The sequence below is a fragment of the Teichococcus aerophilus genome (assembly GCF_014490485.1).
In the GTDB taxonomy this organism is placed as follows: Bacteria; Pseudomonadota; Alphaproteobacteria; order Acetobacterales; family Acetobacteraceae; genus Pseudoroseomonas; species Pseudoroseomonas aerophila.
Genome location: NZ_JACTVA010000003.1, coordinates 175,467 through 196,873, shown reverse-complemented (window position 1 = coordinate 196,873; position 21,407 = coordinate 175,467). Strand labels below are relative to the sequence as shown.

The following is a 21,407-nucleotide window of genomic DNA, read 5'->3' as shown; positions in this document are numbered from 1 at the left end:
CTGCGGCAACAGGGGGCGGCCCGGTTCGGGCCGCCCCTTCGTGTTTTCGCCATCGCCGCGCCGGCTGCCACCGACCGGTGGCTTGACGCCGGACAACCGGGCGCCGACCTTGGCGCGGCCTGGGATTGCAGGCTGCAGCGTGGTTCAGGCAGTGGCGCCGCGGCGCGGGTTGGGGAGAGTGCGTATGGCCGGTTTGCCGAGCAACATGACGTTTATCGCGCATGGCGAGGGCGGTGGCCCGGAGGTCATGGTGCCCGCCACCGGCCCGGTGCCGCAGCCCGCCGCCGGCGAGGTGCTGGTGCGCGTGCTGGCCGCCGGCGTGAACCGCCCGGACGTGCAGCAGCGCAAGGGCCTCTATCCGCCGCCGCCCGGCGCCAGCCCGGTGCTGGGGCTCGAGATCGCCGGCGAGGTCGCGGCGCTGGGCGAGGGCGTTTCCCGCTTCGCGATGGGGGATCGCGTCTGCGCCCTGGTCAATGGCGGCGGCTATGCCGAGTACTGCACCGTGCCCGCCACCCAGGCGCTGCACTGGCCGGAGGGCTTCGACGCCATCCAGGCCGCCGCGGTGCCGGAGAACCTGTTCACCGTCTGGGCCAACCTGTTCGGCCACGGCCGGTTGGCGGCGGGGGAATCGGTCCTGGTGCATGGCGGTACCTCCGGCATCGGCGTCACGGCCATCAAGCTGGCCAAGGCCTTCGGCGCCCGCGTGCTTGCCACCGCCGGCAGCCCGGAGAAATGCGCCGCCATCCTCTCCTTCGGCGCAGACGCCGCCATCGACTACCGCCAGCAGGATTTCGCCGCCGAGGTGAAGCGGCTGGCGCCGGACGGCGTGGACGTGGTGCTGGACATGGTCGGCGCCGACTATTTCCAGCGCAACCTGCGTTGCCTGGCTAAGGATGGCAGGCTGGTCCTCATCGCCTTCCTCGGCGGGCACGAGGTCGAGAAGGCCGATATCCGTCCGATCATGGTGAAGCGGCTGACCGTGACCGGCAGCACCATGCGCCCGCGCACCGCGGCGGAGAAAGGCGAGATCGCCGATGCGCTGGAGCAGAAGGTGTGGCCGCTGCTGGCCAAAGGCGAGCTGGCGCCGGTGATCCATGCCACCTTCCCGCTGGCGGAGGCCGCCGCCGCCCACGCCCTGATGGAAAGCAGCACACATATCGGCAAGATCACCCTGCGCGTCGCGGAATAGCGCCGCCCATGATCCGCTGGGCCGATCTGCGGCTGCTGCTGGTGGCCGTCACCCTGTTCGGCGGGGCCTGGCCGATCACGAAATCTGCGCTGGGGGACGCGACGCCGCTATGGTTCGCGGTGTCCCGCACCCTGCTGGGCGCCAGCATGGTTGGTGCCATCCTGGCGGTTCAGGGCAAGCTGCGCTTCCCGGTGCGGCAGGACTGGCCGGCGGTGCTGGGCGTGGGGTTGTTGCAGCTCGGCGGCTATTTCGCGTTGACGCATCTGGCGGTGGCGCTGGTGCCGGCGGGGCGGACGGCAGTGCTGGCCAATGTCACCATCTTCTGGCTGGTGCCGCTCTCGGTGCTGGTGCTGAAGGAGCAGGTCTCGGCCACGCGCTGGGTGGCGGCCGGGCTGGGACTGGCGGGTGTGCTGGCACTGGCCGGGCCATGGGCGGCCGGTGCGGGGGACCAGGGCACGCTGCTGGGCCATGTGATGCTGCTGGCGGCGGCCTTCCTGTGGTCCTGGGCCATCATCGCCACGCGGCTGTTTCCGCCGCAGCGGCCGATGCTGGAGAACCTGCCCTGGTGCTTCCTGCTGGGTGCCATGGTGCTGGTGCCGATGGCGCTGATCCGCGAACCGTTCTCGGCCGGCGGGGGCATCGGCCTGGGCGCGCTGTGGCAGGTGGTGGTGATCGGCTGCCTCGTCGCACCGCTCGGCACCTGGGCGGTGATCGAGGCGGGGCGGCGGCTGCCGGGCTCGGTGGCGGCGGTCGGCTTCCTGCTGGCGCCGGCCATCGGCGTCATCGTCTCCACGCTGTGGCTGGGGGAGCCGGTGGGGTGGGACGTCATCATCGGCGGCGCGTTGATCGCCGCCAGTGTCGTGGTGGCGACGAGGGGTTGATACGATGCTGCTGAACGTGATCGAGATGGGTGAGGGCACCGGCACGCCGCTGGTGCTGCTGCACGGGCTGTTCGGCCAGGCAACGAATTTCGGTGCCGTGCAGAAGGCGCTGGCCGCCGCCGGCCGCCGCGTGCTGGCACTGGACCTTCGCAACCATGGGGCTTCCTCGCACGCGGCGGTGCCCGACTATGCCGCCCTGGCAGCGGATGTGGCGGAAACGCTGCGCGCGTCCGGTGCCGTACCGGCTGACGTGCTCGGCCATTCCATGGGCGGCAAAGTGGCGATGACGCTGGCACTGACCGAGCCGGCGATGGTGTCCCGCCTGATCGTGGCCGACATCGCCCCGGTGGCCTACCCGCCGGCTTTCCGCCCCTATGCCGAGGCGATGCTGGCCGTGACGCTGGAGGCCGGACTGACGCGCCGGCAGGCGGATGCGGCGCTGGCCGGTGCCGTGCCTGCCGCCGGGGTGCGCGGCTTCCTGCTGCAGAACCTGGATTTTGCCGCGAACCCGCCGGCCTGGCGGATCGGCCTGACGCAGATTGCCGACAGCCTGCCAATGGTAGAGGCCGCACTCCCGCTGCCGGACGGCGCCCGCTACGACGGCCCGACGCTCGTGCTCTCCGGCGAACTCTCGGACTATGTGCGGGAGGAACACCGGCCGGTGTTCCGCGCCCTGTTCCCGGCGGCGCGCTTTGGCAAGGTGAAGGGCGCCGGCCACTGGCTGCATGCCGAGAAGCCGGAAGGCTTCCTGGCGGCGGTGCGGGCCTTCCTGGGCTAAGTGCCCATCAGATCGCTACAGGAGCCTTGAAGCGGTTTTCCTTCGCCAGATCCGCCGCCCGCCACAGATACCACGCGGCGGCGGAGCGGAACGGCGCCCAGGCCTGGCCGATCGCCGCCAGTTCCTTCGGTTTTGGCTGGGCATCCAGCCCTGCGGCGTGGCGATAGCCCTCCCGCACGCCGAAATCGTCGATCGGCAGGATATCGGGCCGGCCGAGCGTGAAGATCAGCAGCATCTCCACCGTCCAGCGGCCGACGCCGCGCAGCGCGACCAGGCGGGCAATCAGCTCCTCATCCGGCAGGCGGGCAGCGGCGCGGCGGGTGGGCACCAGCCCGCCGACGCTCTTATGCGCGATGTCCAGAATGGCGGCGACCTTGGCGCCGGAGAAGCCGCACGCCCGCAGCGCGCCATCCTCCATCGCCAGGATGCCGGTGGGGTCGGGGAAGTCCTGGCCGGGAAAATGGGCGATCAACCGGTTCAGCATCGCTTCCGCCGCCCGGCCATGCACCTGCTGGTGGGCGATGGCGCGTATCAGCGCCTCATACGGCTCGCGCTTGATCGGCTTCAGGGTGAAGGCCCCGACCTGCCGGACCACCGGGCCCATCACCGGGTCGGCAGCCAGGAAGGCCCGCGCGGCGCGGGCGCCGGTACCGACGCTGCTGCCCTGGGGGAGAGGGGTGGAGGGTGCCAGCATCGATGCGGTTTCCTGCGGAACAACTGGCGAACATGATGCATGCGGCGGCGCTGGCCGCAACCCCGGCCCGGCAACGCTTCGTAACCTTCAGCGTTGGCGAAGCATCGCCAAGGGCAGGGAGGGGGTCCCATGGACCAGCAACGCGCCAAATCCGAGGTGTTCGAAACGGATGTTCCCGCCCGGCTGGACCGGCTGCCCTGGGACCGTTTCCACTGGCTGATCATCATTGCCCTGGGCGTGACCTGGACGCTGGATGGGCTGGAAGTCACCCTTGTCGGCTCCCTTGCCGCAGCCATCCATGAGAGCCCCAGCCTGGCACTGAGCGAGACGCAGGTGGGGCTCTCGGCCTCTGCTTACCTGATCGGCGCGGTGCTCGGCGCCGTGGGATTCGGCTGGGCGACGGACCGGTGGGGGCGGCGCAAGCTGTTCTTCATCACGGTGGGGCTCTACATGCTGGCCAGCATCGCCACCGGGTTCTCCTGGGATTTCTGGTCCTTCGCCTTCTTCCGGGCACTGACCGGCGCCGGCATCGGCGGCGAATACGCGGCGGTGAATTCCGCCATCCAGGAGATGATCCCGGCCCGCCGGCGCGGCACCGTGGACCTCGCCGTCAACGGCACCTTCTGGGCCGGCGCGGCGCTCGGCGCGTCCTCCGCCCTGGTGGTGCTGGACCCGGCGATCGTGGACCCCGAGATCGGCTGGCGGGCGGCCTTCGTGGTCGGCGGCGTGCTGGCGCTCGGCATCATATTCCTGCGCAACTGGGTGCCGGAAAGCCCGCGCTGGCTGATGACGCATGGGCAGGAAGAGAAGGCGCACCGCATCGTCGCCGAGATCGAGGCGCGGGTGGAAGCACGGCACGGCAAGCTGCCGCCGCTGCCCTACGGCCCGGTGAAGTTCCGCCGGCGCGGCCATACCTCGCTGAAGGAGGTGCTGAACATCATGCTGCAGCAGCAGCGGCGGCGCACCGTGCTGGGCGTTACGCTGATGGCCTGCCAGGCCTTCTGCTATAACGCCATCTTCTTCACCTATGCGCTGGTGCTGACGAAGTTCTATGGCATCGCCTCCCAGCATGTCGGCTGGTACCTGCTGCCCTTCGCGCTGGGCAACCTGGCGGGGCCACTGCTGCTGGGGCCCCTGTTCGACAGCGTCGGGCGCAAGGTGATGATCACCCTGACCTATGCCATGTCCGGCATCCTGATGGCGGCCTCGGCCTTTGCCTTCCAGCAGGGTTGGCTTTCTGCGTGGGAGCAGACTCTGGCCTGGACGGTGATCTTCTTCTTCGCATCCCCCGCCGCGTCCGCCGCCTACCTGACCGTGGGCGAGGCCTTCCCGCTGGAGATGCGCGCCATCGCCATCGCGCTGTTCTACGCCTTCGGCACCGCCATCGGCGGCGTGGCCGGGCCGGCGTTGTTCGGCTGGCTGATCGAGGGCGGGCAGCGCGGCGATATCTTCTGGGGCTTCCTGCTGGCCGCCGTGCTGATGCTGGTGGCCGCCGCCACGGAATGGCGGCTGGGCTTCGCGGCGGAGCGGATGCCGCTGGAGGACGTGGCGGCACCACTCGGGCTTCACCGTGACGATGACGCCATGGTGAAGCGCTGAAAGCAGTGCTTCCGTCCCGTTTCGGGAGTCTGCTAGCGTCTGGTGCAACGGGCCGGGTATCAGGCCCGAGCAAGACGGCTCGACGAGCCGGGGGAACACGGACCAAGGAGCGACCATGAAAAGGCGTTCACTGCTTGCCATGCCTGCGGCCCTGGGCCTGGGCGCGGCACTGACCACGCGTGCCCAGGCGCAGGAAAAGCGTACCCTGGCTTTCGTCGTGAATGTCTCCGCCGATTTCTGGACGATTTGCCGGCGGGGCATCGATAAGGCCAATCGCGAGCACACCGACTTCAACATGGAGATGATCGTTCCCGGCCAGGCCAGCGCGGCCGAGCAGCGACGCATCGTGGACGAATTGCTGGCGCGCAAGGTGGCCGGCATCGCCATCTCCCCGATCAACCCGGCCAATTCGACGGAGATGCTGAACCGCGTTGCCTCCCAGGCCGTGCTGTTCACCAGCGACAGCGACGCGCCGAACAGCAACCGCGCCGTGTATATCGGCACGGACAACGTGGCGGCCGGGCGGGAAGCCGGCAAGCAGATGAAGCGGGCGCTGCCGAATGGCGGCAAAGCCATGCTGTTCGTCGGCACCATGGACGCCGACAATGCGCGGGAGCGCGTGCAGGGCATCCGCGAGGAACTGCAAGGCGGCAACATCAACATCGTTGATATCCGCACGGATGAGAGCGACATCGCCCGCGCGCAGCGCAATGTCGAGGACACGCTGGCCCGCTATGCCGACATCAACCTGCTGGTCGGCCTGTGGGCATACAACACGCCGCAGATCTACCAGGCGGTGAAGGGCGCGGGGCGTGAGGGCAAGGTCAAGATCGTCGGCTTCGACGAGGATGGGCTGACGCTGCGCGGCGTGGCGGAAGGCGTCATCGAATCCACCGTGGTGCAGCAGCCCTTCGAGTTCGGCTACCAGAGCATGGTCGGCATGGTGAAGTACCTGAACAACGACCGCGGCTTCATCCCGGCCAACAAGCAGATCATCATCCCCACGCGCATCATCGACAAATCCAACGTCTCCGAATTCCAGGGGCAGATGCGGGACCTTCTACGCGGGCGGTAGCGTGTCATGACCGCGCTGTTGGAGTTGGACGGCATTAGTAAGACCTATCCAGGCGTGCGCGCCCTGGATGGCGTCAGCCTTGCGCTGAATGCCGGCGAAGTGTTGGGGCTGATCGGCGAGAATGGCGCCGGGAAGTCGACCCTGATGAAAGTGCTGGGCGGCGTCGTGCCGCCCAGCGGCGGCGAGATCCGCCTGAATGGCCGCAGCTACGACCGGCTGACGGTGACGGAGGCGCAGGCCGCCGGCATCGCCTTCGTGCACCAGGAACTGAACCTGTTCGACAATCTCGACGTCGCCGGGAACATCCTGTTCGGGCGGGAACCGCTGAAGGGCGGTCCCCTGCGGCTGGTGGACCGCAAGGCGGCGGCGGAGCAGGTGGCGCCGCTGCTGCGCCGCCTGGGCGCCGACTTCACGCCCTGGACGTCCGTGGCCGAACTCTCCATCGCGCAGCGGCAGCTGGTGGAGATCGCCAAGGCACTGGCGACGGAAGCCCGCATCATCATCCTCGATGAGCCGACTTCGTCTCTGACCCTGTCCGAGACGGCGAGATTGCTGACCGTGCTGGGCGAGCTGCGCGCCAGCGGTACCGCGCTGATCTATATCAGCCACCGGCTGGGCGAGATCATCGACTGCGCCGACCGCGTCGTGTGCCTGCGGGACGGCAAGCTGGCCGGCGCGCTGGCGCGGGAGGATATCAGCCACGCCAACATGATCCGCCTGATGATCGGGCGGGACCTGCGGGCGCTCTACACCCCGCCGGCACGGCCGCCGGGCGAGGGCGGGCTGGCGATCAGCGGCCTCATCACCAGTGCCTTCCCGCAACAGGAGGTTGATCTGCGCATCCGGCCAGGCGAGATCGTCGGGCTGGCCGGCTTGGTGGGCTCTGGCAGGACCTCGCTGGCGCGGGCGTTGTTCGGCATCGACCCGCCCATGGGTGGCAGCATCACGCTGGATGGCGCGGTGCTGCGCGTGCGCGCCCCGCGCGATGCCGTGGCGGCCGGCCTGTACCTAGTGCCGGAGGACCGCAAGAAGGACGGCTTGGTGCTGGACATGCCCATCGCCGAGAACATTACCCTGGCCGACCTGCCGCACTATGCCAGCGCCGGGCTGGTGGACCGGGGCGCCGAGCGGCGCGCGGCGGAGGGGCAGGGCAAGTCCCTGCGGATCAAGGCGCCGGGGGTCGAGGTCATCGCCGGCACGCTCTCCGGCGGCAACCAGCAGAAGGTGGTGCTGGGCAAGTGGCTCAGCATGGCGCCGCGTATCATCCTGTTCGACGAGCCGACGCGTGGCATCGATGTCGGCGCCAAGGGCGAGATCTACACGCTGATGCGGGCGCTGGCGGATAAGGGCGTCGGCATCCTGATGATCTCCAGCGACATGGAAGAGGTCATCGGCGTCTCCGACCGCATCGTGGTGATGCATGAAGGCCGCATCAGCGGCACGCTGCAGCGGGACGCCTTCAGCGAGAAGGCGGTGCTGCGACTGGCGATCGGCCAGGATGGAGAGGCAGCAGAGACATGAGCAAGAAAGAGCTGGGCCTGGCGCTGCTGCTGATCGTCATCGGCGGCATCACGGCGGCGCTGAACCCGTTATTCCTCTCGGGCGTCAATCTGCTGAACATGGCCAACCTGATCGGCCTGTTCGGCGTGTTCAGCATCGGCCAGGGGCTGATCATCATCACCGGCGGCATCGACCTCTCGGTCGGGTCGATGTTCGCGCTGCTGGGCGTGATCTTCATCGACCTGCTGGTGAACTACGAACTCGCCTGGCCGCTGGCACTGCTGGTGGTGCTGGTGATGGGTCTGGTGATGGGCCTGCTGCACGGCCTGCTGGTGACGCGGCTGAAGCTGCAGCCCTTCGTCGTCACGCTGTGCGGGTTGCTGATCTACCGTGGCATTGCCCGCTACTACACCAATGATGGCACCATGGGCTTCGGCTATGCCGGCAACCTGGATACGCTGACCTGGCTGGCCGCCGGGCGCAGCTTCGGCGTGCCGCATCCCTTCATTATCCTGATGGTCGTCGCGGTCGCCATGTGGGTGCTGCTGCATCGCTCCGTCTTTGGCCGCTACCTGTATGCGGTGGGGCGGAACGAGGAAGCGGCGCGGCATTCCGGCATCAACACCAATGCCGTCATCGCCGGGGCCTACCTGATCGGCGGCGGGCTGGCCGGGCTCTCCACCGTGCTGCTGGTGTTCTACACCAGCTCGGTCTCGCCTTCCTCCTTCGGCAATTTCTACGAGCTCTACGCGATCGCCGCGGCGGTGCTGGGCGGCTGCTCTCTGCGGGGTGGGGAGGGCAGTATCCTCGGCATCGTCCTGGGCACGGTGCTGCTGCAGATTCTGCAGAACCTGGTGAACATCCTGGGCATCCCGTCCTCACTGAACTTCGCGGTGATGGGCAGCGTCATCCTGCTGGGCGTCATCGCCGACCAGCAGCTGGGGCGGCGCAAGCAGGCGAAGGCGCTCAACCGCTCCCAGGCCGTGGCGGTTCCGGCGGAATAGACGATGCCTGCCGCCGCAGCTGGCGGATGAAGGCTTGGGTGGCGGGCGCGGCCTCGTTGCGGCGGAAGGCCGCGGCGAGTTCCGCCCGGGGCGGCGTACCGGCCAGCTTGCGGTATTCCAGCCCCGGCAGCCGCACGCAGTGACGGAAGGATTCCGGCACCAGCGCCACGCCCAGCCCCAGCCCGACCAGGCTGACCACCGCGACGAGGTCCCGCCCGCGGTGCGCGATGCGCGGGGTGAAGCCGGCGGCCTGCCCCAACGCCATGGTGTGATGGTGGAAGCCGGTGCCGGTGTCGAAATCCGGGCTGACGAAGGGCTCCTCGGCCAGTTGTGCCGGCGCGACCTCGGGCAGGGCGCAGAGGGCGTGGAAGGCGGGCAGGGCCAGCCAGAGCGGTTCCTGCAACAGAGGCGTGGTGGCAATGCCGTCCGGCGCCTGCACCGGCGGGCGGATGAAGCCGATATCCAGTTGCCCCGCCGCCAGCGCAGCCAATTGCGGGATGGTTTCCAACTCCTGCAGCCGTAGCTCGACCTCGGGGTGGATGGCGCGCCAAGCGTTTACGCTGGCGGCCAGCACGCCGGAAAACGCGGCCGATGCGGCGAAGCCGATGGCGACGATGCCGCGCTCCCCGCGCCCGGCGAGGCGGCCGATCCGCTCCGCCCGTTCCACCTGGGCCAGGGCAGGGGCGGCTTCCTGCAGGAACAGCCGCCCGGCATCGGTCAGCGCCACGCTGCGCTTGGTACGGCGAAACAGCCGGGCGCCCAGCAGCGCCTCCAACCCCTGGATCTGCTCGGTCAGCGCGGGTGGGGAGAGGCCAAGACGTTCCGCCGCCTGCGTGAAATGCAGCGTCTCGGACACAGCCAGGAAGGCGCGAAGGTGGCGGAGTTCCATCGGATGCTTTCCACGGCCAGGAAGACAGTATTCGGCGCCACCGAATTATTTCGCAGGTGCAGCACCGTGGCAAGCGGCACCGTGAAGCGGGCATGCTGGCACCACCCGCTGACTGGACGCTGCCCCGCCGATGAACATGCCCCTGACCGCCCGGCCCATTGCCGCACCGCTGCCCGGACAGGCCACGGCCGAAGCGGTTTCCGAGACCCCGTATATCGAGCGCGGCACCAGCGCCTTCCTGCGCACCAACATCGCCTTCTTCTGCGCCGGCATCGCGACCTTCGCGCTGCTCTACTGCGTGCAGCCGCTGATGCCGGTCTTCTCGGCCGAGTTCGGCGTCAGCCCGGCGGTCAGCAGCCTGTCGCTCTCCCTGCCCACGGCGGCCATGGCGGTGTGCATGCTGGTGGCCAGCGCGGTGTCGGAGGCGGTGGGGCGCAAGCCGGTGATGTTGGTCTCGGTCTTCGCCTCCGCCACCATTACCATCGCCTGCGCGCTGATGCCGGGCTGGGATCAGTTCCTGATGCTGCGGGCGTTGCAAGGGGTGCTGCTCAGCGGCCTGCCCGCCGTTGCCATGGCCTTCATCGCGGAGGAAGTGCACCCGCGTTCCTCTGGCTACGCCATGGGGCTGTATATCAGCGGCTCCGCCATGGGCGGCATGATGGGGCGGGTGCTGACCGGCGTGCTGATGGAATGGGGCGGCTGGCGCCTGGCCATTGGCGGCATTGGCGTGTTGGGATTGATGGCGGCGGTGGTGTTCTGGCGCTGCCTGCCACCCTCCCGCCACTTCGTCGCGCGGCCGCTGGCGATGCGCGGGCTGGCGGCGAACTTCGCCTTCCACCTCCGGGATGGCGGGCTGCGCTGGTTGTTCCTGGAAGGCTTCCTGCTGATGGGGTCGTTCGTGACCCTGTACAACTATATCGGCTACCGCCTGCTGGCCGAGCCGTTCTCGCTCAGCCACGCCGTGGTCGGGCTGATCTTCACCGTCTATCTGGTCGGCATCGGCAGTTCCACACTGGTGGGCGGCATGGCGGACCGCTTCGGGCGCCGCCGGCTGCTCTGGGTGATGCTGCTGGCCATGCTGGGCGGGCTGAGCCTGATGAGCATCGACTCGCTGCCCTTCATCGTCACCGGCATCGCCCTGATCACCTTCTGCTTCTTCGGCGCGCATTCCCTGGCCAGCTCCTGGGTCGGGCGGCGGGCACGGATGGCGCGGGCGCAGGCGTCGTCACTGTACCTGTTCAGCTACTACATGGGCTCCAGCATCGTCGGCGCCGTCGGTGGCCTGGCCTGGAGCGCGGCAGGGTGGCAGGGCGTCACCTGGCTGGTCGGCGGCTGCCTGCTGTTGGCGCTGCTGGGCGGCATCCGCCTGGCCTGGCTGAAGCCGTTGCCAGCGCTGTAGCCGGCTGGCCGGAGCGCGGCTACGGCGGCGGGCAGGGCAGCCGGCGCTACCCCCCCCCCGGCCGATAAAGCCCCGCCCTGGCTTGCCCCCGGGCGCCGTCCGGCCGATCCTGTCGCCAAGGCCGCGGGGCAATCACCGTGGCAGAAGGAGGACCGCCGACCCATGCACACCATCTCCCTCGTCGCCCCACGTAAGTTGCTGATCGGCGGCGGATCCCTGGCGAAGCTGCCGGCGCTGCTGGCCGAATTCGGCCTGTCCCGCCCGCTGGTGGTGACCGATCCGTGGATGGTGTCGTCCGGGTTGATCGATCGTGTGCTGGCGCCGCTGGCCTCGGCCAACATGACGGCGCATGTGTTTTCGGACACCGTGGCGGACCCGACGGATACCGTGGTGAAGGCGGGTGTCGACGTGCTGAAGGGCGGGCATTTCGATTGCCTCGTCGGCTTCGGTGGCGGCAGCCCGATGGACACCGCCAAGGCCATGGCCATCCTGGCCGCCGCACGCACCGGGCAGGTGATGCGGGACTTCAAGGTGCCGGCCTCGGCCGACCGGGCCGCCCTGCCGGTGATCTGCATTCCCACCACCGCCGGCACGGGCAGCGAGGCGACGCGCTTCACCATCGTCACCGACACGGCGCATGACGAGAAGATGCTGATCATGGGCCTGGGTGCGCTGCCGCTGGCCGCGTTGGTGGATTACGAGCTGACCTTCAGCGTGCCCGCGCGCATCACCGCCGATACCGGCATCGACAGCCTGACCCACGCGCTGGAGGCGTATGTCAGCAGCAAGGCCAACAGCTTCTCCGACCTCTACGCCACGGCGGCGATGCGGCTGATCGCCGCCAATCTGCGCACCGCGCATGCGGAGCCGCGCAATGCCGCCGCCCGTGCCGCGATGATGGAGGGCGCGACGCTGGCGGGGCTGGCGTTCTCCAACAGCTCCGTTGCGCTGGTGCATGGCATGAGCCGGCCGTTGGGCGCGCATTTCCATGTACCGCACGGACTTTCCAACGCCATGTTGCTGCCGGCCGTCACCCGTTTCGGGCTGGAAGCCGGCCTGAAGCGCTATGCGGAAGCCGCCCGCATCATGGGCGTCGCGCCCGCCGGCACACCGGATGCCGAGGCCGGCCGCCTGCTGGTGCAGGAGCTGGAAGCGCTGAACCGGGAGCTGCGCGTGCCCGCACCTGGCGAATACGGCATTCCGAAGGAAGGGTTCGAGGGACTGCTGCCACTGATGGCGGAGCAGGCGCTCGCCTCCGGCAGCCCCGGCAACAACCCGCGCGTGCCGGATGCGGCGCAGATCATCGCGTTGTATCGGGAGGTCTATGCCGGATAGAGCGTGATGGCCTCGGCGGGCGACTTGCGCTTGTGGCGGGCCGCATGAGCGCGGCTGGGCGCTCTGGCTAGCGCCGGGTCGGGCTCAGGAAGCCGCGCCCTGGCCTGGCCGCACTGGCTGGCTGCGCCAGGCGTAGTTCCAGGCGCCAAGGGCGGCCGCCGGCAGAGGCCGGCCGATGGCGTAGCCTTGGGCGTGGTCCACCCCGGCTGCGGCGACGGCACGCCAGAGGCAGCTATCCGAAACACCTTCCGCCGTCACGGTCATGCCGGCGGCGTGGGCCATCCGCACCAGGCGCTGCACTTCGGCCCGGGCACGGCGCTTGGAGGGCATGGCGCTGATCAGGTGGCGGTCCAGCTTGATGCCAGCGAAGGGCAGGGAGAGCAGCTCCGCCCGGTCCTCCTCCAGCCCCATGTCGTCGATCAGCACGGCGAGCCCGGCCTCCCGCAGCCGCTCCAGCGCCCGGCGCAGGGCCGAACGGTCCAGCACCGGCGCCGTCTCCGTCATCTCCAGGATGAGGGAGGAGAAGGGGAAGCGCGTCTGCACCTGTAATTCGCGCAGCCAGCCCAGCACGTCCCGCTCCACCAGCACGTTCAGCGGCAGGTTGAGGGACACCGCGGCGCCGATGCGGGCAGCGGGCCGGGCCATCTCGGTAAAGGCGCGGTGGGCGACGGCGATGGAGAGCGCCCGGCCCAGCCCGGAACGCTCGGCCAGCGGGATGAAGGAATCAGGGCTCAGCGGTGTGTCGTCCCGCCGTTGCCAGCGGGCCAGCCCCTCCAGCAACACCGGCTTGCGGTCGGCGATGCGGACGGCGGGCTGGTAGCGGACGGTGATCTCGCCGCGCTTGAGGCCGATGGCGAGGTCGTTGGGATTGTCGGTCGGGATCTGCCGGCGGGTGCTGGCGGCGCGCCGCAGGGCGTGGGCCAGGGCCACCGGCTCCGCCGTCGCCCAGGTAATGCCCTGGGCATGGTCCCGCTTGCCGAGACGATGGCGGCCAGCGTCATCGGCGATGACCACCATGTCGGTAGCGCTGAACGGGTCCATCGCCGTGGCAACCAGCACGGGCCAGGACGCCCCGGCGGCCGAGGCCTGGCAGACGATCTGCCGCGGCGGCTCCCCGGCCGAGAACAGATGCGCGAGAACATCCCGTCCATCCTGCATCAGCAGGGGGGGAGAGCTATCCAAGCCCAGCGCAGCCTCGCGAGCTGCCGAAATCACGGCAGGGTCACGGGCCAGCAGCAGCATTCGAGCCTCGTCCAAACGCGTTGGACGGAAGCGCAGAGACATGGAAGTTCTCCAGAGAACCGCAAGGCGGCTGCTCTCTTTTACGTGTGTTCCATGTCCAAGGCAAAGCCTTGTCTCAGTTTGCGCGGATTTTTGCGGAATAGACCGGAAGGCGCTTCATTTCGGTCTGTTTTGCCTCAAAGAAATGACGTTATACAAATAAAGACATCATTCTGATGAATAAAAAAGAGCGGCCACCGGATTCGGGGCCGCTCTTTTTCGATCTGGCAAGGCATTGATCCGTCACCGGAATGGTGGTGGATCGCTGCTCTCAGCGGGTGCTGGCCCTGCCGCCCAGCGGCGCCGCGACTTCGGCGCCGCGCCGCAGCTTGTTCTCGCCCAAGTAGAGCAGGATGGGTGCGGCGATGAACACCGAGGAGGAGGTGGAGGCAATGATGCCGAACACCATGGTGTAGGCGAAGCCCGACAGCGCATCCCCGCCGAACAGCGCCAGCGGCAGGGCCGAGAGCAGCAGGGTCATCGATGTGCCGAGGGTACGGTTCATCGTCTCGTTGATCGACCGGTCGATCAGCTCGCGCAGCGGCATCGTCTTGTATTTGCGCAGGTTCTCGCGCACCCGGTCATACACCACGACCTTGTCGTTCACCGAGAAGCCGATGATGGTCAGCACCGCCGCCACCGTGGTCAGGTTGAACTCGATGCGCGTCACGGCCAGGAAGCCGATGACCTTGGTGGTCTCCAGCAGCAGGGTGACGATGGCGCCGACGGCGAACTGCCATTCGAAGCGGAACCAGATGTAGATCATCATGGCGACCATCGAGATACCCAGCGCCAGCAGGCTGCCGAGGAACAACTCGCCGCTGACGCGGTTGCCCACGGCCTCGGTCCGCAGGATGCGGGCGCCGGGGGCGACACTCTCCAGCACGCCGCGCACGCTATTGACGGCGGTCTGGGTGGCGGCCTCATCGCCCTGCACGGGCAGGCGCAGCAGCACCGTGTTGGCATCGCCGAATTGCTGCAGGCCGACATCGCCAAGGTTCAGGCCGCCGGTGGCGTTGCGCAGCGCGGAGAGGTTGGCGGGCTCGGGCGTCCGCACTTCCATGACGATGCCGCCACGGAAGTCGATGCCCTTCTCCAGCCCGGGGTAGAAGGCCAGGATCACCGAGGCGATGGAGAGGAAGATCGAGAAGGCGATGCCGATCTTCCCGCCCTTCATGAACGGGATCTTGGTGTCGTCCGGCATCAGCCGGAACAGGGGGCGAGCGAGGAACATGGTCGTAACCCCTCAGACCGGCAGGGTGCGCGGGCGGCGGGCCCGGTACCACCAGGAAACGAATAGGCGCACCAGGGTCGTCGCCGTCCACATCTGCACGATGGTGCCGATGGCGACGGTGACGGCGAAGCCGCGCACCGGGCCGGAGCCCATGGCGTAGAGCACGCCCATGGCGATCAGGTTGGTCAGGTTGCTGTCCAGGATGGTGCCAGAGGCCTTGCTGAAGCCCGCTTCCAGCGCGCTGGCGGGCGGCCGCCCGGCGCGGGCTTCCTCCCGGATGCGTTCGTTGATCAGGATGTTGGCGTCCAGCGCCGTGCCCAGCGTCAGCACCACGCCGGCGATGCCGGGCAGGGTCAGCGTCGCTTCCAGCAGGGAAAGGGCGGCGGCCATCATGATCAGGTTCACCAGCAGGGCGATATTCGCCAGCCAGCCGAACAGCCCGTAGGCCAGGCCCATGTAGAGGAACACGAAGGTCGCGCCCGCCGCCAGGCTGATCAGGCCGGCGCGGATGGCGTCCGCACCCAGCTCGGGGCCCACGGTGCGCTCCTCCACCACGGTCAAGGGCGCGGGCAGGGCGCCGGCGCGCAGCAGCACCGCCAGTTCGTTGGCGCTCTGCGCGTTGAAGCTGCCGCTGATCTGGCCGCTGCCGCCGGTGATCGGCTCGTTGATGTTCGGCGCGGTGATGACCTTGTTGTCCAGCACCACGGCGAAGGGGCGGTTGACGTTCTGGCGCGTCACCTCGGCGAAGCGGCGGGTGCCGACGCTGTCGAAGGTGAAGTTCACCACCCACTGGCCGGTCTGCGGGTTCTGGCCGGCGCGGGCGTCGGACAGGTTGGCGCCATCCACCTCGATCCGGCGGCGCACGGCGTAGCGGGTGCCGGGCTGCTCGCCGTCCAGGAACTCGACGCCCGGGGGCGGCGTGGCGGCCTGCAGGTTGGCGGTGTCGTCCACCAGGCGGAAGGTCATGCGGGCGGTACGGCCCAGCAGGTCCTTGATCCGGTTGGGGTCCTCGACACCCGGCAACTGCACCAGCACGCGGCTGGTACCCTGGCGGGCGATCAGTGCCTCGGACACGCCGGTCTGGTCGATACGGCGGCGGACGATCTCCACCGACTGCTCGACGGCGCCGGCGGCGCGGTCCCGCAGCGCTGCCTCGCTCAGCGTTACCGTCACCAGCCCGTCGGCATTGGCCACTTCCAGGTCCGGCGTGGAGACGCCGGTGGCGAGGCTGGTGATCGGGTTCGCCAGCTCCCGCAGCGCCGCGACGGCCGCTGGCGCCTGGCCGGGGTCGCGCAGGCGCAGGGAGAGGCGGCGCTGCTCCGGCTGCGCGGCGAGGTTGGTGTAGCCGATATTGGCCTGCCGCAGGCGCGTGCGGGCACCGTCAGCCAGGCCTTCCAGCCGTTCCTTGATCACCGCGTTCAGGTCCACCTCCAGCAGGAGGTAGGACCCGCCGCGCAGGTCGAGGCCCAGCGAGATCTGCCGGGCGGGCAGCCAGGACGGGATGGCGGAGCGTGGCAACAGGTTCGGCAGCGTGAGCAACACGCTCAGCAGGATGACGCCGAGAATGGCGGCGACCTTCCACCGCGCGAAATACAGCATGGCCGGCAAGGCCCCCCAGTTCAGTGGCTGCGGAAAATGCTGTCGCGCGAGCTTGGACGCAACCCATCATGCATGCGGGGCCACACTCTGCTACACGCCGGGCCGTCAGAGACTTGTGGATGGAGCAGGCAGATGGGGCTGAAGCTGGGGATTCTGGGGGCAGGGCATTTTGGCCGCTTCCACACGCTGAAGGCCGTGAAGTCTTCTCAGGCGGGGGCCGCCGCCGGCCAGGTGGAGTTCCTCGGCCTGGCCGACGCCAGCCCCGAGCGGGCCGCCCAAGTGGCGGCCGAGGCCGGAACGCGGGTCTGGCAGACGGCGGAGCTGATCGCCGCCGCCGACGCGCTGATCATCGCCGCGCCCACCGCCTTCCATTTCGAGCTGGCCGAGGCGGCGCTGAAGGCCGGCAAGCACGTCTTCGTGGAGAAGCCCATCGCGGCGACGCTGGAGCAGGCCGACGCCCTGGTGGCCCTGGCCGCCCAGGTGGGCCGTACCCTGCAGGTCGGCCATGTGGAGCGCTTCGGGGCGGGCTTCGCCACGCTGCTCTCCTCCGCCGGGGTCGGGCGGCCTCTTTATATGGAGGCGGTGCGGATCGCGCCGTTCCGGCCGCGCGGGCTGGATGTCTCCGTGGTGCTGGACCTGATGATCCATGACCTGGACCTCGTCATTTCCCTGGCCGGTGGCGCGGTGGAGGACGTGCAGGCGGTCGGCACCGCCGTGGAATCGGACCGGGTGGACATCGCCAATGCCCGGCTGCGCTTCGCCGGCGGCGCCCAGGCGACCATCACCGCCAGCCGCGCCAGCCTGAAGATGGAGCGCCGGCTGCGCGTCTTCGGCACCGAGGGCTATGCCAGCATCGACTTCCTGGCGCGCGAGCTGAAGCTGGTCCGCAAGGGACAGGGCGCATCGCTGGAGCAACTGCCCAGCCATGGGCTGGAGACCCTGTCCTGGACCGACCATGACAACCTGGAGGCCGAGCAGGCCGCCTTCGTCCACTCCTGCCTGACTGGCAGCCCGGCCGTGGTCGATGGCCGGGCCGGGCGGGCGGCGCTGGACGCGGCGTTGCGGGTGGAGGCCGCGATCGGCGCTTCTTTGGCCGCCGCGGGCTTGCCCTCCGGCGCTGTCTGAACGAGCTTGCCTGCTGGCTGCGGCGTGGTCACCCGGGTGGAAGCAACGAGAAGCGCTTGACCCGACCAGCCTGGGCCAGGAGGGGACGCGCTGTGACCGCATGGAAGCAGCCCGCCACCCTGGCGTGACCGACGCGCGATACCGATGAGAGGGTGGCAAATCCCAGCCGCCCGCCGTGCCTAACGTTCTGGAGAGAAGCAATGAAGCTCGACAACACCGCCAAGGGCGTCTTCCCGATCGCCCCCACGCCCTTCCACGCCGATGGCCGGGTGGACGAAGCCTCGGTCGACCGCATGACCGACTTCTACCTGGAGTGCGGCAGCACCGGCATGACCGTGCTGGGCGTGATGGGCGAGGCGCCGAAGCTGGATGGCACCGAGTCCCTGGCGCTGGCCAAGCAGTTCATCAAGCGCGCTTCCTCCATCCCGGTCGTCGTCGGCGTCACCGCGCCGGGCTTCGCCGCCATGCAGACCCTGGCGCGCGCCTCCATGGACGCCGGCGCGGCGGGTGTGATGATCGCGCCCCCCAACACGCTGCGGACCGATGACCAGATCGTCGGCTACTACCGCCAGGCGGTGGAGGCCATCGGCAGCGACATCCCCTTCGTCGTGCAGGATTTCCCGCAGACCTTTTCCGTGGTGATGACGCCGGGCGTGCTGCGCCGGATCATCGAGGAGAACTCCTCCTGCGTCATGGTGAAGCATGAGGACTGGCCTGGCCTGGAGAAGATCTCCGCCCTGCGGAAGTTCGAGAAGGAAGGGATGCGCCGCGTCTCCATCCTCTGCGGCAACGGCGGCATGTTCCTGGACTTCGAGGTCGAGCGCGGTGCCGATGGCGCCATGACCGGCTACGCCTTCCCGGACATGCTGGTGGACATCGTGAAGCTGACCCAGGCCGGGGAGCGCGACAAGGCGCACGACCTGTTCGACGCCCACCTGCCGCTGCTGCGCTACGAGCAGCAGCAGGGCACCACCGGCCTTGCCGTGCGGAAATACGTGATGGCCCGCCGCGGCATCATCGCCTCCGACGCGCAGCGCAAGCCGGCGGGCTCGATCTCCGCGACGGCGAAGGCGGAGGTCGAGTACCTGCTGAGCCGCGTCGCGCGCGTCGATCCGCGCGCCAAGCTCTCGCCGGTCTGATACGGCGCGGGGAGGGGCGGTGCTCCCTCCCGCCGGGCATATCCGATGCGCAGACCCCGTATCCCGCGTGAATGCCGGGGTGCGGGGGTAGCGCCCCCGGCCTTACCGGCTCAGCGGAAGCGGCCGAATCTCTGCAGGACTTCGATGCGGTAGCCATCCGGGTCCGCGATGAAGAAGAAGCGCGCCATCGGCTGCCCCTGGTGCAGCAACTCGCGCAGCGGGCCGGGGCTCAGCTCCTCGGCCTCCATCCGCACGCGCTCGGCGGCCAGGTCTTCCACCACCACCGCCAGATGGCCGTAGCCCTCGCCAAGGGCGTAGGGCTCGGCACGGCCGGCATTCACCGTCAGCTCCAGCTCGAAGTCGCCGTACGGCGTCCGCAGGTAGATCAGGGTGAAGTCGTCGAAGGCGATGCGGTCCGCCACCTCCAGCCCGAAGGCGCGGCGGTAGAAGTCGAGCGAGCGTGCTTCCTCGAGCACGCGGATCATGCTGTGGACGAGCCTGGCCATCGGGACCTCCTGCCGCTGCGATTGACAATCCTGCCCCCCCTCCTACCGTGACGGCCGGGAACGGAACAGGGACGTGCGGGACAATGACCAGCGGTTTGCGTAAGGGACTGACCAGCTACGGCGATGCGGGATTTTCGCTGTTTCTGCGCAAGGCCTTCATCAAGGCGGCAGGCTATTCGGATGATGCGCTGGACCGGCCGATCGTCGCCATCACCGACACGGCCAGCGATTTCAACCCCTGCCACGGCAACGCGCCGCAGCTGATCGAGGCGGTGCGGCGCGGCGTCATGCTGGCCGGGGGGCTGCCGATGAGCTTCCCCACCATCTCGATCCACGAATCCTTCGCGCATCCGACCAGCATGTATCTCCGCAACCTGATGGCGATGGATACGGAGGAGATGATCCGCGCCCAGCCGATGGATGCGGTCGTGCTGATCGGCGGCTGCGACAAGACGCTGCCGGCCCAGATCATGGGCGCTGCCAGTGCCGGCATTCCGGCTGTGGTGGTGCCGGTGGGGCCGATGGTGGTGGGCCACCACCGGGGCGAGGTGCTGGGCGCCTGCACCGATTGCCGCCGCCTGTGGGGCCAGCACCGTGCCGGCAAGATCGACGAGGCGGAGATCGAGGTAATCAGCGGCCGGCTGGCGCCTTCCGTCGGCACCTGCATGGTGATGGGCACCGCCAGCACCATGGCCTGCATGATCGAGGCGATGGGCATGTCGCTGCCCTACAGCGCCGCCATCCCGGCCCCGCATGCGGAGCGCCTGCGGATCGGCGAGGCCAGCGGCAAGGCAGCGGTAGCCATGGCCCAGCAGCACGCGCCGAAGCCGGCCGAGATCCTGACGCCGCGCGCCTTCCGCAACGCCATGGTGGTGTTGCAGGCCATCGGTGGCTCCACCAACGGGCTGGTGCATCTGGCGGCGATCGCCGGACGCACGGGCCACAAGATTGACCTTGAGGAGTTCGACCGCATCGGCCGCGAAGTGCCGGTGTTGATCGACCTGAAGCCCAGCGGCGACCACTACATGGAGCATTTCCACCATGCCGGCGGCATGCCGCGCCTGCTGGCGGAGCTGGAGCCCTTCCTGGACATGGACGCGCCGACCGTGACCGGCGGCACCCTGCGCGACTATGCTGCGATGGCGGAGGACGTACCGGGCCAGACCGTGATCCGCCCACGCACTGCGCCGTTGAAGCAGACCGGCGGCATGGCGGTGCTGCACGGCAACCTGGCGCCGGGCGGCGCCGTCATCAAGCACGCCGCCGCCACCCCGGCGCTATTGCAGCACACCGGCCGCGCCGTGGTGTTCGAGAGCGTCGAGGACCTGACCAACCGGATCGACGACCCGGCGCTGGAGGTCTCGGCCGAGGATGTGCTGGTGCTGCGCAATGCGGGGCCGAAGGGCGCGCCGGGCATGCCGGAAGCCGGCTACCTGCCCATCCCGCGCAAGCTGGCGCAGCAGGGGGTGAAGGACATGGTCCGCATCTCCGATGCCCGGATGAGCGGCACCGCATTCGGCACCATCGTGCTGCACATCACGCCGGAATCCGCCGTGGGCGGCCCGCTGGCACTGGTGCGGACCGGAGACCAGATCCGGCTGGACGTGGCCGCGCGGCGGATCGAGCTGCTGGTGGATGCCGCCGAGTTGGAGCGCCGTGCCGCCGAGCCGCGCCCGACCCGGGCCGCCCCGCGGCGTGGTTACGCCAAGCTGTTCCATGAGACAGTTACCCAGGCGGACCAGGGCTGCGACTTCGACTTCCTCATCGGCACGGACGAGGAAGAGGAGGGGGAGGAGCGCACGACAAGGTGAAGTTCGCCCGAGTCGCGCGCGACCTGGCATGCACCATGGGCAAATAACGTATTCACCATGAAGCGTTTCACAGAACGAAACTAGACCCTGTGCCGCATTAGTTTCATTTGGTGGAACTAATGCGGTGCACAATTCCGTCTAATAACATAGCGATGAGTGCACTGATTTTGTGCGGGAAACCGGCCACCCCGCCATTGCTGCGATGCAGCACATCAGCTTCGAAGCCTATCTCCGGCCGCCTCTTCCTCTGGCACGGCACTTGCTGAAGCGCTGGGGCACCCGATCAGGCTGCCGGCCCACAGCCCGAAGATGCGTGGACGGACGCCGAGATTCTCTGCTCTTGTTGGCAGCGACGCTGCTTCGCTGATG

At 68.9% G+C, this 21,407-nt stretch carries 18 protein-coding genes; 12 read left to right on the top strand and 6 right to left on the bottom strand.

The genetic code is table 11. From position 1 onward, the window contains the following. The first annotated feature begins 184 nt into the window (after nucleotides 1-184). Genes IBL26_RS03325 through IBL26_RS03315 form a run of 3 tightly spaced genes read left to right on the top strand, consistent with a single transcriptional unit; the run spans nucleotide 185 to nucleotide 2,848 of the window. A complete protein-coding gene (locus IBL26_RS03325; protein ID WP_187783016.1) occupies nucleotides 185-1,189 on the top strand; it encodes an NAD(P)H-quinone oxidoreductase in 1,005 nt (334 codons plus the stop codon). 8 nt (nucleotides 1,190-1,197) lie between these two features. Further along, nucleotides 1,198-2,070 carry a DMT family transporter gene (locus IBL26_RS03320; protein WP_187783015.1) on the top strand — a complete coding sequence of 291 codons (873 nt, stop codon included), beginning with the start codon at nucleotides 1,198-1,200 and terminating at the stop codon, nucleotides 2,068-2,070. Between the two features lie 4 nt (nucleotides 2,071-2,074). Next, complete coding sequence (locus tag IBL26_RS03315; RefSeq protein WP_187783014.1) at nucleotides 2,075-2,848, top strand: alpha/beta fold hydrolase; 774 nt, start codon at nucleotides 2,075-2,077, stop codon at nucleotides 2,846-2,848. Between the two features lie 7 nt (nucleotides 2,849-2,855). Here the strand turns inward: IBL26_RS03315 and IBL26_RS03310 are convergent, their stop codons facing one another. After that, nucleotides 2,856-3,542: a DNA-3-methyladenine glycosylase family protein gene (locus tag IBL26_RS03310; protein ID WP_187783013.1), complete on the bottom strand. Its 687-nt coding sequence runs from the start codon at nucleotides 3,540-3,542 to the stop codon at nucleotides 2,856-2,858. A gap of 129 nt (nucleotides 3,543-3,671) precedes the next feature. Here IBL26_RS03310 and IBL26_RS03305 point away from each other — a divergent pair, with 129 nt between their 5' ends. The 4 genes from IBL26_RS03305 to IBL26_RS03290 all read left to right on the top strand — a co-directional run bounded on the left by IBL26_RS03305 (nucleotide 3,672) and on the right by IBL26_RS03290 (nucleotide 8,720). After that, nucleotides 3,672-5,141 (top strand): MFS transporter, encoded by a 1,470-nt coding sequence (locus tag IBL26_RS03305; RefSeq protein WP_187783012.1) that lies wholly within the window; start codon nucleotides 3,672-3,674, stop codon nucleotides 5,139-5,141. Between the two features lie 139 nt (nucleotides 5,142-5,280). Next, entirely contained in the window at nucleotides 5,281-6,216 is a 936-nt protein-coding gene (locus IBL26_RS03300; RefSeq protein ID WP_206684128.1) for a sugar-binding protein, read from the top strand. Nucleotides 6,217-6,222: 6 nt separating this feature from the next. Beyond that, nucleotides 6,223-7,737 carry a sugar ABC transporter ATP-binding protein gene (locus IBL26_RS03295; RefSeq protein WP_187783010.1) on the top strand — a complete coding sequence of 505 codons (1,515 nt, stop codon included), beginning with the start codon at nucleotides 6,223-6,225 and terminating at the stop codon, nucleotides 7,735-7,737. Next, a complete protein-coding gene (locus tag IBL26_RS03290) occupies nucleotides 7,734-8,720 on the top strand; it encodes an ABC transporter permease (protein WP_187783009.1) in 987 nt (328 codons plus the stop codon). Before IBL26_RS03295 ends, IBL26_RS03290 begins: the two co-directional genes overlap by 4 nt. Here the strand turns inward: IBL26_RS03290 and IBL26_RS03285 are convergent. Next, nucleotides 8,683-9,609: a LysR family transcriptional regulator gene (locus tag IBL26_RS03285; protein ID WP_187783008.1), complete on the bottom strand. Its 927-nt coding sequence runs from the start codon at nucleotides 9,607-9,609 to the stop codon at nucleotides 8,683-8,685. The two genes, IBL26_RS03290 and IBL26_RS03285, sit on opposite strands and share 38 nt — an antisense overlap. A 130-nt stretch (nucleotides 9,610-9,739) precedes the next feature. On the opposite strand from IBL26_RS03285, the gene IBL26_RS03280 reads away from it, so the two are divergent. Together IBL26_RS03280 and IBL26_RS03275 are read left to right on the top strand one after the other, a co-directional pair. Further along, nucleotides 9,740-11,008 carry an MFS transporter gene (locus IBL26_RS03280; protein ID WP_241748948.1) on the top strand — a complete coding sequence of 423 codons (1,269 nt, stop codon included), beginning with the start codon at nucleotides 9,740-9,742 and terminating at the stop codon, nucleotides 11,006-11,008. Between the two features lie 162 nt (nucleotides 11,009-11,170). Beyond that, nucleotides 11,171-12,343, top strand: a complete 1,173-nt coding sequence (locus tag IBL26_RS03275) for an iron-containing alcohol dehydrogenase (protein ID WP_187783007.1) — start codon at nucleotides 11,171-11,173, stop codon at nucleotides 12,341-12,343. A gap of 84 nt (nucleotides 12,344-12,427) precedes the next feature. Here IBL26_RS03275 and IBL26_RS03270 read toward each other — a convergent pair whose 3' ends face one another. The 3 genes from IBL26_RS03270 to secD form a co-directional block, all read right to left on the bottom strand. Beyond that, nucleotides 12,428-13,525 (bottom strand): EAL domain-containing protein, encoded by a 1,098-nt coding sequence (locus tag IBL26_RS03270; protein WP_187783006.1) that lies wholly within the window; start codon nucleotides 13,523-13,525, stop codon nucleotides 12,428-12,430. Nucleotides 13,526-13,895: 370 nt separating this feature from the next. Next, on the bottom strand, nucleotides 13,896-14,858 hold the full coding sequence (gene secF / locus IBL26_RS03265) for a protein translocase subunit SecF (protein WP_187783005.1): 963 nt from the start codon (nucleotides 14,856-14,858) through the stop codon (nucleotides 13,896-13,898). A gap of 12 nt (nucleotides 14,859-14,870) precedes the next feature. Beyond that, entirely contained in the window at nucleotides 14,871-16,457 is a 1,587-nt protein-coding gene (secD, locus tag IBL26_RS03260) for a protein translocase subunit SecD (RefSeq protein ID WP_187783079.1), read from the bottom strand. Between the two features lie 132 nt (nucleotides 16,458-16,589). On the opposite strand from secD, the gene IBL26_RS03255 reads away from it, so the two are divergent. Then, on the top strand, nucleotides 16,590-17,582 hold the full coding sequence (locus IBL26_RS03255; protein WP_187783004.1) for a Gfo/Idh/MocA family protein: 993 nt from the start codon (nucleotides 16,590-16,592) through the stop codon (nucleotides 17,580-17,582). A gap of 200 nt (nucleotides 17,583-17,782) precedes the next feature. Then, the gene (locus tag IBL26_RS03250) at nucleotides 17,783-18,721 is read left to right on the top strand and encodes a dihydrodipicolinate synthase family protein (RefSeq protein WP_187783003.1); all 939 of its coding nucleotides are present in this window, start codon (nucleotides 17,783-17,785) and stop codon (nucleotides 18,719-18,721) included. Between the two features lie 110 nt (nucleotides 18,722-18,831). Here IBL26_RS03250 and IBL26_RS03245 read toward each other — a convergent pair whose 3' ends face one another. Then, nucleotides 18,832-19,227, bottom strand: a complete 396-nt coding sequence (locus IBL26_RS03245) for a VOC family protein (RefSeq protein WP_187783002.1) — start codon at nucleotides 19,225-19,227, stop codon at nucleotides 18,832-18,834. A gap of 83 nt (nucleotides 19,228-19,310) precedes the next feature. On the opposite strand from IBL26_RS03245, the gene IBL26_RS03240 reads away from it, so the two are divergent. Then, nucleotides 19,311-21,038 (top strand): IlvD/Edd family dehydratase, encoded by a 1,728-nt coding sequence (locus tag IBL26_RS03240; protein WP_187783001.1) that lies wholly within the window; start codon nucleotides 19,311-19,313, stop codon nucleotides 21,036-21,038. The last annotated feature ends 369 nt before the right edge of the window (nucleotides 21,039-21,407 follow it).